Annotated in this window: 12 protein-coding genes; 3 read left to right on the top strand and 9 right to left on the bottom strand. The window is 58.9% G+C overall.

All coding sequences use genetic code 11. The annotated features are described in order from the left end of the window. Positions 1-118: 118 nt before the first annotated feature. The 3 genes from AB4N44_RS29605 to AB4N44_RS29595 form a co-directional block, all read right to left on the bottom strand. Entirely contained in the window at positions 119-532 is a 414-nt protein-coding gene (locus AB4N44_RS29605; protein WP_150751954.1) for a hypothetical protein, read from the bottom strand. Positions 533-615: 83 nt separating this feature from the next. Next, a complete protein-coding gene (locus tag AB4N44_RS29600; RefSeq protein WP_150751953.1) occupies positions 616-1,077 on the bottom strand; it encodes a hypothetical protein in 462 nt (153 codons plus the stop codon). 144 nt (positions 1,078-1,221) lie between these two features. After that, positions 1,222-1,719, bottom strand: coding sequence for a hypothetical protein (locus AB4N44_RS29595; RefSeq protein ID WP_150751952.1), 498 nt, complete (start codon positions 1,717-1,719; stop codon positions 1,222-1,224). 270 nt (positions 1,720-1,989) lie between these two features. Here AB4N44_RS29595 and AB4N44_RS29590 point away from each other — a divergent pair, with 270 nt between their 5' ends. From AB4N44_RS29590 to AB4N44_RS29580, 3 genes are read left to right on the top strand one after another with little or no spacing between them, the layout of a single operon-like run. After that, entirely contained in the window at positions 1,990-3,234 is a 1,245-nt protein-coding gene (locus AB4N44_RS29590) for an exonuclease SbcCD subunit D C-terminal domain-containing protein (protein WP_460110849.1), read from the top strand. Then, the gene (locus AB4N44_RS29585; RefSeq protein WP_460110851.1) at positions 3,231-6,872 is read left to right on the top strand and encodes an SbcC/MukB-like Walker B domain-containing protein; all 3,642 of its coding nucleotides are present in this window, start codon (positions 3,231-3,233) and stop codon (positions 6,870-6,872) included. Before AB4N44_RS29590 ends, AB4N44_RS29585 begins: the two co-directional genes overlap by 4 nt. After that, positions 6,869-7,465, top strand: a complete 597-nt coding sequence (locus AB4N44_RS29580) for a glutathione S-transferase (RefSeq protein ID WP_127926923.1) — start codon at positions 6,869-6,871, stop codon at positions 7,463-7,465. Before AB4N44_RS29585 ends, AB4N44_RS29580 begins: the two co-directional genes overlap by 4 nt. 127 nt (positions 7,466-7,592) lie before the next feature. On the opposite strand, the gene AB4N44_RS29575 is transcribed toward AB4N44_RS29580, so the two are convergent. The 6 genes from AB4N44_RS29575 to AB4N44_RS29550 form a co-directional block, all read right to left on the bottom strand. Continuing rightward, positions 7,593-7,850 (bottom strand): hypothetical protein, encoded by a 258-nt coding sequence (locus AB4N44_RS29575; protein WP_127926921.1) that lies wholly within the window; start codon positions 7,848-7,850, stop codon positions 7,593-7,595. Next, positions 7,847-8,059 carry a hypothetical protein gene (locus tag AB4N44_RS29570; protein WP_160039557.1) on the bottom strand — a complete coding sequence of 71 codons (213 nt, stop codon included), beginning with the start codon at positions 8,057-8,059 and terminating at the stop codon, positions 7,847-7,849. The genes AB4N44_RS29575 and AB4N44_RS29570 overlap by 4 nt, the downstream gene beginning before the upstream one ends. Positions 8,060-8,410: 351 nt before the next feature. Continuing rightward, a complete protein-coding gene (locus AB4N44_RS29565; RefSeq protein ID WP_007917967.1) occupies positions 8,411-8,590 on the bottom strand; it encodes a hypothetical protein in 180 nt (59 codons plus the stop codon). A gap of 156 nt (positions 8,591-8,746) precedes the next feature. Beyond that, positions 8,747-9,922: a lactonase family protein gene (locus AB4N44_RS29560; RefSeq protein ID WP_095050107.1), complete on the bottom strand. Its 1,176-nt coding sequence runs from the start codon at positions 9,920-9,922 to the stop codon at positions 8,747-8,749. Beyond that, positions 9,919-10,221: a DUF5629 family protein gene (locus tag AB4N44_RS29555; protein WP_095050106.1), complete on the bottom strand. Its 303-nt coding sequence runs from the start codon at positions 10,219-10,221 to the stop codon at positions 9,919-9,921. Before AB4N44_RS29555 ends, AB4N44_RS29560 begins: the two co-directional genes overlap by 4 nt. 178 nt (positions 10,222-10,399) lie before the next feature. Then, positions 10,400-11,980 carry an aldehyde dehydrogenase (NADP(+)) gene (locus AB4N44_RS29550; protein ID WP_127926916.1) on the bottom strand — a complete coding sequence of 527 codons (1,581 nt, stop codon included), beginning with the start codon at positions 11,978-11,980 and terminating at the stop codon, positions 10,400-10,402. Positions 11,981-11,986: the final 6 nt, after the last annotated feature.

Raw genomic sequence — 11,986 nt, 5'->3', positions numbered from 1 at the left:
CATTATCCTACTGTCCTTCAGGGTAGGTACCGCCGGCGGTTTGATAAAATTTCAGTTCCATAAACGCCTTGGAATTTACGACTACTCCTCAGCTCGTACGCTGAGGCGTCAACATTTTCTATGGCAGTTGGACTAACACAACCTCATCTGACCCCTTGGGCATCTCCAAGAGGTACTTCCAACTCTCAAGAATTTTTTGCCATTCCTGCAAGGTGAACTTGCTTTCAGGCTGACCGATCCAGTCGTCATTGATCGATATGTCAACCTGTACACCCGTTGTATCAATATTCAAAACAACGTCGTTTCCACCCGCACAAATTGATTGCTCTGTGCCATCCAGTACGGACGCCAGATACCCAAGCAGCCGATCACAACTTGCGGGGGTTTGTGCGACGGCATCCAGCACACTGCAGACATAAAGCTCATAGCGTTGAGCCCCTTCCTGTCCAGGACTCACTTGCGCCATGTCATAAAAGACCTCACCCACAACAGGATGAGGACCGGCTGAATGATGAAAAAACTTCAGTTCCATGAATGCATCCGATACGTAAGGTTAGTAAAACGGGGACAGATTACGTTTCCGGAGTACTTTCTAAACGTGGTCTGTCCCATGATTTACCCGTATGTCTCAAGAAATCCCTTGTCATTCGATTCAACGGTAAGCACTGCTTCTGCATACCCCTCGAGGTCATCGCTCAGCCAGGTTTCCCCTGGGCGCAGCAGATGAAACTTCACCGTCGCATCGAATTCGTCACCCGAAATGACTCCCTGCAGAATCCCCGGCAGACCTGACTTGTTCCACGCCTCAAACACTAAAAACAAGTACGAGCGCGCACATGCCAAAAAATCAGCGTTTACATAATCATCGGCATGGATCGAGTTAACGAAACATTCATATCCCGTTCTATCTAGGAAACTCTTCAGGCTTACGTGCTTCTGGAAGCTCTCCAGACTCGCCAGAAAAACACAGCCATCCCGTTCCACGAAACCGGACCTTGCGATATCCGCCAACTCGCCGTCCAGAGAAGCACGTCCCGCACGAGCGAGCATTTGCTCCATTTCACTGTTAAGTTTCACACACTTCCCTCAAGCATCACGCCACTCCGCCAAGCACCAGGTGCTGCACGGGTGTATAGCGCACGGATAGATGCCACTCATCCAAAGACGAGAGTTTTCTCGAAGTCCCATAAAAATCCGCCTCTTGCTCCAAGTCCTGACGTCTCATGTTCCGGCTCCCAAACTCAGTGGCCCAACCTGGTAGAAAGTAATATCCGGGCCATAGTTCTGCTCTGAGTTCGACACCTCTACACAGAAGATCTTCTCTGGAAACTTCTCTTTCAGCACCATGCGCCACGAAAAACCAATCACATTGCACAATTGAAGAAAAACATCATCCGAAACATCACGGGCACCCTGACCAAAAACGTCATAGATCCTCACAACATTCAATAACTGCTCAGTCTTTGAAAGATCACCGGAGGCAAGGGCAAAACACGTGTCGAACACTTCGTCTGAAAAATTTCGTCCTAAAAATACACCACCCTCAGCTACCACAAAGTCAGGGAAGAGCATAGTGGAAAACATCAAAACATGGTCGGGCCTGCATTGATCAAAGATGTACGAATGAACATCCAGATCTTCTTGGCTAGACCATTGTTTTTTCCAGGAACAATACGCTTGGGTGTCAGTAACAGAAGGTATCGAATTGACCCGTTTCATTGCACTTGCTCCAAACTCTATATCGCTGTGTGAGCTATCGTGGCGTGGAGGTAGAAGCCCGACGGATTGTTCGACTTCAAAATGATATCAATATAGTGGCTCAATGGTAGGTAACCGGCGTTGGGTCGTCAATGAAGAGATTCGTCGAAATGCCCGGCTACGTCCGGTCCGGACAAGCCCTCCCGCCGCAATAGTCTGTAAACTCTCCCCTCTTTCGCCGCCCATCACGTCCCTGCGGCCATCACCTCTTTAATTGTTGCGGAGTCCACCTTGCGTCTGTTTCACACCTCCGACTGGCACCTTGGGCAAAACCTGCACGGCCAGGAGCGCGATTTCGAGCACGCCTGTTTTCTCGAATGGCTGCTGCGCCAACTGCAACTGGCGCAGCCGGATGTGCTGCTGATTGCCGGGGATATCTTTGACACGGTCAATCCGCCGGTCAAAGCCCAGGAACGCCTCTACGATTTCATCGTCAGCGCCCACGAGCAGCAGCCGTTGCTGACCATCGTGATGATTGCCGGCAACCACGATTCCGGCTCGCGGATCGAACTGCCCGCGCCGTTGATGAGGCGTTTGCGCACGCATGCGCTGGGTCGGGTGTTGTGGCTGGATGACGGGCAACTGGATGCCGAACGCCTGCTGCTGCCGTTGCCGGATAAAACCGGCGAAGTCGCCGCGTGGTGCCTGGCGCTGCCGTTTCTGCGCCCGGCGGAGGTGACCGGCGCGCATCTGGGCGACAACTATTTGCGTGGCATCGGTCAGGTGCATGAATGGCTGATCGAAGCCGCCAACGCCAAGCGCCAACCCGGTCAGGCGCTGATCGCCATCAGCCACGCGCACATGGCTGGCGGTTCGGTGTCGGAAGACTCCGAACGCAGCCTGATCATCGGCAACGCCGAAGCCCTGCCCGCCAGCCTGTTCGGGCCGAGCATCAGCTACGTTGCCCTCGGCCACCTGCACAAGCCGCAGAAGGTCAATGGTGAAGAACGCATTCGTTACAGCGGCTCGCCGATCCCGTTGTCGTTTTCGGAAATCAGCTATCAGCACCAGATACTCGACATCACCCTCGACGGCGAAACCCTGGTCAGCGTCGAGCCGAAACTGATCCCGCGCTCGGTCAACCTGCAGCGCATCGGCCCGGCACCGCTGGCCGATATTCTGCTGCAACTGGCGGATCTGCCGAACATCGACCTGCTCGCCGAAACCCAGCGGCAGCCGTGGCTAGAAGTGCGCGTAACCCTCGATGAACCACAGCCGGATCTGCGCCATCAAGTCGAAAGCGCCCTGCAAGGCAAAGCCGTGCGCCTGGTGCGCATCGCCGCCGAATACGCTGGCAATCGTGGCGCTGACGGCAGCGAGGACGGCACTGCGCTGATCGAACTCGACCAACTCACCCCGCAAGAATTGTTCAGCCGTGCCTGGCTCGACAACTACGGCAACGAGGTCGATGAACAGACGCTGAAGGACTTCGCCGAACTGCTGCAAGACGTGCAACTGGAGGGCGAGCAGCCATGAAGATTCTCGCCATTCGTTTGAAGAACCTCGCCTCGCTGGCCGGGCCGTTCGAGATTGATTTCACCGCTGAACCGCTGGCCAGTGCCGGTTTGTTCGCGATCACCGGCCCGACCGGCGCCGGTAAAAGTACTTTGCTCGACGCCTTGTGCCTGGCGCTCTTCGGCGCCGTGCCGCGCCTGAACAACACTGGCCGCGACGCCAAAGTCCCGGATGCCGACGGCGAAATCGCCACCGGCGACCCGCGCACGTTGCTGCGTCGCGGTACCGGTGAAGGCTACGCCGAAGTGGATTTCGTCGGTGTCGATGGCCGGCGCTACCGTGCGCGCTGGGAGGCCAATCGCGCCCGTGAGAAGGCCGGCGGCAAGTTGCAGGCCAGCCGTCAGAGCCTGCGCGACATCGATCAGGATCAACTGCTCGCCAGCCAGAAAGGCGAATACAAAACTCAACTGGAAACCGCGCTCGGTCTGAACTTCGAACAGTTCACCCGCGCCGTGCTGCTGGCGCAGAGCGAGTTCAGTGCATTCCTCAAAGCGGACGACAACGACCGCAGCGAACTGCTGGAAAAACTCACCGACACCGCGCTGTATACCCGCCTCGGCCGCCGCGCCTTCGACAAGACCAAAGAGGCCCGCGAAGCGCACAAGCTGTTGCAGGATCAGGCCACCGGCGTGACCCCGTTGGCGCCCGAAGCCCGGGCCGAGCTGGACGAGCGCTTCAACGCCGCGCAGCAGCAGTTGAAGTTGCAGCAGGCGCAGCTCAAACAACTTGAGCAGCAGCACGGCTGGCTCAAGGACTTGCGTGTATTGCAGGACGCGCAGCAAGCCGCCGCAGAACAACTGCACAGTGCCCAGCAGCAATCGGAAAGTCTGGCCGGCGAGCGGGTGACACTGACGCGACTGGAGCAGCTCGGCCCGCAGCGGCACCAGTTCGCGCGTAAAACCGAACTCGATGCGCTGCTGACGCCGTTGGCCGCACAGATTGCTGCGCACTCGCAGCAACACACCGAGCTGACCGAGCGCCAAACGCAACTGGAGCACAACCTCGAAACGGCGAAAGTCGCCCTGAGCGAAGCGCAGCAACGGCAGAGTGAAAACGCGCCGCTGTTGCGTCAGGCCTTTGATGAGCAAAGCACCCTCGCCCGTCTGGCCAAGGATGTCGCGCAAAGTGCCGAAGCCAGGCTCAGTGCGCAGCAGGCTTGCACTGACGGCCAAAACGCCATCCAAGCCTTGCTGGATAAACAGACCCAAGTCGCCGAGCGCCTGCAACGCATCGCCGCCGAACTGGAACAAAGCGCTCATCTGGCGCCGTTGAGTGACGCGTGGAATGCCTACCGCGATCGCCTGCAACAGCTGATGCTGATCGGCAACCGCTTGAACAAGGGCCAAGCCGAACTGGCGAGCCTCGAAGAAAATGCCACGCGCAGCGCCGCAGAACTGACCACGCAGAAGCAGCAACTGGAAGTGCTGTTCAAAGAGGCCGGCGCCGAACCCGATGCCGTCGCCGAGCAAATCGGCATCCTCGGCACGCTGCTGCAGGACAACCGCAAACAACTGCGCGCCTTCGAAGACCTGTCGCGCCTGTGGGCCACGCAGCAGGATCTCGACAAGCGCAGCGCCGAGTTGCAACAGCGTCAACTCAACGCCCAGCAGGAGCGTGATCGCCTGACTCAAGACGGGGTGAAAAGCAAAGCCGAACTGACCGTCGCCGAACAAACCCTCAACGTCACCCGCGAGCTGCTTGAACGCCAGCGGCTGGCGCGCAGTGCCAGTGTCGAAGAGTTGCGCGCGCAGTTGCAGGACGATCAGCCGTGCCCGGTCTGCGGTAGCAACGAGCATCCGTATCATCAGCCCGAAGCGCTGCTGCAAAGTCTTGGTCGCCATGATGAAAGCGAACAGGCCAACGCCCAGCAAGTGGTCGATCAGCTCAAGGAAAAGCTCATCGAACTGCGCGCCGAAGTCGGTGGCGTGATTGCGCAACAGAAAGAACTGCTGCAACAGCAAGAACAACTGGTGAACCAGCAGCAAGCGTTGGCGCCAAGCCTCGATGCGCATCCGCTGTCCGCGCAGTTTTTCAATCAGGACGCCGCCAAGCGCGATGCCTGGCTCGCCCGGCAAAACGAGCAACTGAACCAGAGCATTACTCAGGACGAGCAACGCCAGAGCGCCCTGCTCACCCTGCAACAGGATGCCGCGCGCCTGACCCAGCAATTGCGTCAGGCCGAAACCGCGCATCAGCAAGCCGCGCAGCACCTGAGCAATCAGCAGCGCGAACTCGGCAGCGACCGTCAGCGCCTTGATGAGGAACTGACAGCGTTCGCCACTCTGCTCCCCGCCGATACACTTGAAGCCTTGCGCCAGGAACCGGCGGCGACCTTCATGCAGCTCGACCGGCAGATCGCCGAGCGTCTGGCGCAAGTCGACCAGCAGAAGGAAGAACTCACCGAGCAGCAACAGCGTCAGCAGACGCTGGAGAAAGAGCAGGATCGCCAGCAGACCCGCGTCCAGCAGGCGCAAACGGCTGAGCAACAGTTCAATGCGCTGGCCGAACAGCAACAACTCTGCCAGGACAAACTTGCGCAGTTGCTGGGTGAACACGGCAGCGCCGAGCAGTGGCAGCAGCAACTGGAACAGGCTGTGGAGCAAGCGCGCTCTGCCGAAACTGGCACCGCTCAAGACCTGCAAAACGTACGCACGCAGATTGTGCAGATCGCCGCTGAACTCAAGGCGCAGCAACAGAGTTTGCAGGCGCTGCAAAGCGAGGAACAGGATCTGGCAAGCAAGATTGCCGACTGGCGCGCTCGTCATCCCGAGCTGGATGACGGCGGCCTCGAAGACTTGTTGCGGGTCGATGATGAGCAAGTCGCGCAATTGCGCCAGCGCTTGCAGCTCAATGAAAAAGCCATCGAACAAGCCAGGGTCTTGCTGCAGGAGCGTGATCGGTTGTTGCTCGATCATCAGTCGCAACACAACGGCAATCTTGATGCCGAGCAACTGGCCACCGCCCTGAGCGATTTGCAGAATCAGTTCAATGTCAGCGAGCAGCAATGTGCCGAACTGCGTGCCGAACAGGCTGAAGATCAGCGCCGGCAGAACGCCAACCAGGCGCTGGCCCAGCAGATCGCCGATGCCTACGCCGAATATCAACGCTGGGCGCGACTGAGTGCCTTGATCGGCTCGGCCACCGGTGACACCTTCCGCAAGATCGCCCAGGCCTACAACCTCGACCTGCTGGTGCACCACGCCAACGTGCAGTTGCGCCAACTGGTCAAACGCTATCGCCTCAAGCGCGGTGGCAGCATGCTTGGCCTGCTGGTGATGGACACCGAAATGGGCGATGAACTGCGTTCGGTGCACTCGTTGTCCGGCGGCGAGACGTTCCTGGTGTCGCTGGCGTTGGCATTGGGCCTGGCATCGATGGCGTCGAGCACGCTGAAAATCGAATCGCTGTTTATCGATGAAGGCTTTGGCAGCCTTGATCCGGAATCGCTGCAACTGGCGATGGATGCGCTCGATGGTTTGCAGGCGCAGGGGCGCAAGGTCGCAGTGATTTCCCATGTGCAGGAAATGCACGAGCGGATTCCGGTGCAGATTCAGGTGCAGCGCCAAGGCAATGGTTTGAGCACGCTGGAGGTGAAATGAACACGCTGTATTCCTTCCGCCGTTGCCCGTACGCGATGCGGGCGCGGATGGCGCTGCGTTATTCGGGCGTGGCGGTGGACATCGTTGAAGTCAGCCTCAAGGCCAAGCCAGCGGAGATGCTGGCGATCTCGCCGAAGGGCACAGTGCCGGTGCTGGATGCCGATGGGCGGGTGATTGATGAGAGCCTGGAGATCATGCGCTGGGCGTTGGCGCAGAATGATCCGGATGATTGGTTGCTCAAAGATGACGCAGGTGCGCAAGTCATCATGGACATGCTGATCAAAACCAACGATGAGGTTTTCAAAACATCGCTGAACCACTACAAATACGCCGAGCGCTTTCCCGAGGAGCCGATGGAGGTCTATCGGATGCGATGCTCAATGATTGCGCATCATCTGGATCTGACGCTGGGTGAATACGACTACCTGTTGGCTGACCATCCGTGCCTGGCCGATATCGCCCTGCTGCCCTTCGTTCGGCAGTTTGCCCATGTTGATCGTGAGTGGTTTGCACAGACGCCTTATGTTCGCTTACAGGCCTGGTTGCAGCGCTTCCTCGAGTCCGAACTGTTCACCTCGATCATGAAGAAATAACCCTCACCTTCCTGCTTGATGATCGTTCCCACGCTCTGCGTGGGAATGCCTCAAGGGACGCTCTGCGTTCCAATCGGACGCGGAGCGTCCGGGGCTGCATTCCCACGCGGAGCGTGGGAACGATCAGTCAGGCCAGCGCTTGGCACATGCCGAGCGCCATGCAATCCACTTCGAATGGCCCGAGAAAATCGGCCGAAGCCTTTACCGGTGGATTGCCGGCCATCAGCCCCAGCGTGTTCGCCCGTTCGATATTGTGCGCAATGTTGTGATTGGCCTCTATGGCCCGGGCCAGTGCGCCCACCGAGCCTTGACCGATACCCAATAATGAAGCGCCGTTGGTGAAAAACGCCAAACCGGCGACTACCCAAAGTCTGTAGCCTTTCATGCTCCGCCGACTCCTGCGAGTTCGGCCCGGTGGACCATCACGCTTTGCGAGCGGACTTCGAACTGGATGCCGGGGTGGTCGACTTGAATCGGTGCGTCAAAGCTGTGTTCCATCTGCGAGGCGATGCTGACGACCAGCACCACGGCCAGGTACAGACCGATGACCAGGTAGGCGCCGCGTTTGGCTGAATGAAGGATTGCGCTGGCCATGGTGTTCTCCCGTGGGCATGTTTCGATGTCCACAGAATCAATCAAAAAAGCCGCGCTAACCACTCAGGGTTTGCCATAGTAAACATCAGCTTCGTTGATTATTTAGCCAGTCTATTTGCGTGTTTGAACAAAACTATCGTGCTGCGAAAAACACACGTGCAGGAGCTGCCGAAGGCTGCGATCTGATCGTTCCCATGCTCAGCGTGGGAATGCCTCTCGGGACGCTCTGCGTCCAGTGACGCGGAGCGTCACGGGCTGCGTTCCCACGCGGAGCGTGGGAACGATCCCAAGGGCAAGATCAAGACTGCAGCCTTCGGCAGCTCCTACAGGGAGTTGTGCAGAACGGGCATTTCAGTGTTGGGCTTTGTGATCCAGGGCGGCGTAGAAGTTGGCGCTTTGTTGCAGGTATTTCTGGGTGTAGCTCTGGGTGTGGGATTTTTTGCTGTTGATTTCAACGTTGGCACTGGCTGGCAGCACAACGGTGGCAGAGATGGCGGAAGCGGCAATCACGGAGAAGAGATTGAAGTTCATGGCGGTAACCCTCGTGTTCAGTTAGCTGGTTTGCCCGGTTGGGCCGTGGAGCAAACTTAACGCTCGAGGGTTGATCGCTTGAAATGCTTTGTAGCATTACCGGATATCAGCGCGATTAATACAAAGAGACAGGCCCCGTAAACCGGGGCCTGTGGCTTATTGTCGCACGATAAACTTGAGGTCGCTGGGCGCGTCCATCGGCAGTTTCTGCACGGTTTTGCCGAGCAGACCGGTCTTGCCATCGCGCTCGACGACGACAATTTCGTTGCTCTTCTGGTTGGCAATCAACAGGAATTTGCCACTTGGATCGAGGCTGAACTCGCGCGGGTGATCACCGTCCACCGAACGCTTTTGCAGCTCTTTGAGCTGGCCGGTGGCCGGATCGATCGCGAACACCACCAATTGATTGGCGGTACCACGGTTGCTGACGTAGAGGAACTTGCCATCGGCCGAGGCATGCAGCGCGGCGCCGGCCTTGTCCGACGTTGGCTGACCAGCGGCCAGATCGACCAGTTGCGTCTGGGTCAGCACGCCATCGTGGTAATCGAACACCGCGACCTGCGCGCTCATTTCCATGGTCAGCCAGGCGTGTTTACCGTCAGCGCTGAACAGCAGATGACGCGGACCGCTGCCGGCCGGCAAGGGCACTGCGGCGGTCATCGCCGGCGTCAGCGGCAAGTCCGGGTTGGCCTTCGGATCGAACAGGTAAACGAAGACTTTGTCCGCGCCCAGATCGTTGGAGAACACGTAGCGGCCGTCAGGCGAAGAAACCGTCGAGTGCACGTGGTTGGAGGCCTGGCGCTCAAGATTGATCCGGCTCGCCGGGTGCGCGCTCATCTGCACGACGGGTTTGAGTTTGCCGTCGGCACCGACCGGCAATACCGCCAGCGTTCCACCCGGATCTTCCATCACCGAATAGTTGCTGACGAACAAGTGGCTGGCATCACCACTGAGGCTCGAATGGGTCGGCTCGTTGCCCAGGCTCTGCACTTGATTGATCAGGGTCAGCGTGTGGGTTTTCGGATCGATCGAATAGCTGCTGACACGGCCGACCGGGTCTTTCTGGCCCGGGCCGTTTTCGTTGACCACGAACAGGCGACGCTGGTCTTTGGACAGGGTCAGCCATGACGGGTTTTCGCTCTTGACCACCTGTAGCGGTTTGGCGGCGATCTGGCCGGTGGCACTGTCGAAGTTCATTCGATAGAGGCCCTGGCTGGTGTTGGCGGTGTAGGAACCGACCAGCAACTGGAAGTTCTCGGCGGATGCGCTGGAAAGCCCCATGGCACCGACGCTGCCGGCCATCAGCAGCGGCCAGAATTTACGCATTTTCATTGATTGTCATCCTCGTCATCGCTGCTGCTGACTACGTCGCCATGACAAACCAAGCGGTGTTCGCCGATCGCTTTGGTTTCATTGAAATAACCGACGATCAACCAGCTCTGCAAAGAGTCGTCGAAAGTTGCAGCGGCAACCTGAACCGGGGTGAATTCCCAATGCTTGGCCGCTCGGCCGTCGATGCATTCGATGTGCAGATTGTCGTCTTCATCGAGGAAAAATTCGAAGGCGTGCAAGCCGTCGATTTCGACCATATCGGATTGTTCGAGGACGTCGAGAAGGGTTTGGGCAGTCATGGCAAACAGTCTTTCTAGGGGGGAAAGGGCCAATGATAGCTCAATGTGATCCAGAGGCCTTATGGGAACCCTTGTGGGAGCGAGCCTGCTCGCGAATGCGGTGTGTCAGGCCATGAAAGGCTGACTGAAAGAATGCATTCGCGAGCAGGCTCGCTCCCACAGGGATATTGCCTGGCAGTTACAGCGCGTCGCGTGAGGACTTGCCGTCAACCAGGCGCTGGATACGCAACGGGTTGGCATTTTTCAGCGGCTCGGGCAGCAAGCTGTCCGGGTAGTTCTGGAAGCACACCGGGCGCAGAAAACGGTCGATGGCCAGCGTACCGACGGAGGTGCCGCGTGCGTCGGATGTCGCCGGATACGGCCCGCCGTGCACCATCGAATCACACACCTCGACACCGGTCGGATAACCGTTGAGCAGGATCCGCCCGACCTTCTGTTCCAGCAACGGCGTCAGCTCAGGGAAGCGTTCGAAGTCCGCCTGCTCGCCAATGATGGTCGCCGTCAGTTGCCCGTGCAGGCCGTGAAGTGCAGCGCTGAGTTGCGATTTGTCTGCCACTTCGACAATCACCGTGGTCGGGCCGAACACTTCTTCCTGCAGCACTTCATCGCCATCGATCAACAGGCTGGCATCGGCCTTGAACAACTGCGGCTGCGCTTGATTGCCCTGCTGTGGATTGCCGGCCAGATGCTCAATGCCGGGATGCGCCAGCAGTTGCTGCAAGCCTTTACCGTAGCTGCCGAGGGTGCCGGCGTTGAGCATGGTTTGCGCCGGTTGATCACCGATCAAACCCGCAACCTGCTGCACGAACGCGCTGAACTCTGGCGAGCGGATGCCGATGACCAGGCCCGGATTGGTGCAGAACTGACCGCAGCCCTGCACCACCGAAGCAGTCAGGTCGCGGGCGACCGTTTCCGAACGCTCGGCAAGGGCCTGCGGCAGGATGATCACCGGGTTGATGCTCGACATCTCGGCAAACACCGGAATCGGTTGCGGGCGTGCAGCGGCCATGTCGCACAGCGCACGACCGCCCTTGAGCGAACCGGTGAAACCCACTGCCTGGATCGCCGGATGCTTGACCAGCCATTCGCCGACGCCGCCACCGTAGATCATGTTGAACACACCGGCGGGCATGGCGGTTTTTTCGGCGGCGCGAATCAGCGCATCGGCGACCCGTTCAGCCGTGGCCATGTGACCGCTGTGGGCCTTGAACACCACCGGGCAACCGGCGGCCAGCGCCGATGCGGTGTCGCCGCCAGCGGTGGAGAATGCCAGTGGAAAGTTGCTCGCGCCGAACACCGCCACCGGGCCAAGACCAATGCGGTATTGACGCAGATCCGGGCGCGGCAGCGGCTGACGATCCGGCAGCGGCAGGTCGATCCGCGCACCGTAGAAATCACCGCGACGCAGCACTTTGGCGAACAGACGCATCTGCCCGCTGGTGCGACCGCGCTCGCCTTGAATGCGTCCGGCCGGCAACGCCGTTTCGCGGCAGACCACGGCGACAAAATCATCGCCGAGCGCATCCAGCTCATCGGCGATCGCGTCGAGAAACTGCGCGCGGCGTTCGGCGCTGAGGCTGCGGTATGCCGGATACGCGGCAGCGGCGGCTTTAGCGGCGGCGTCGACTTCTTCAGCCGTGGCCTGGATGAAATCGTGCGGCAGCTGTTCGCCCGTCGTGGCGTCGACCGATTGCAGTTTGACGTTGCCAGCGGCGCTGCGCTGACCGCCGATGTAGTTGTGACCGAGAATCTGAGTCATGGGATC

This window comes from Pseudomonas sp. S3_C06, from assembly GCF_054667675.1.
This window is presented reverse-complemented; position numbering and strand designations above follow the sequence as displayed.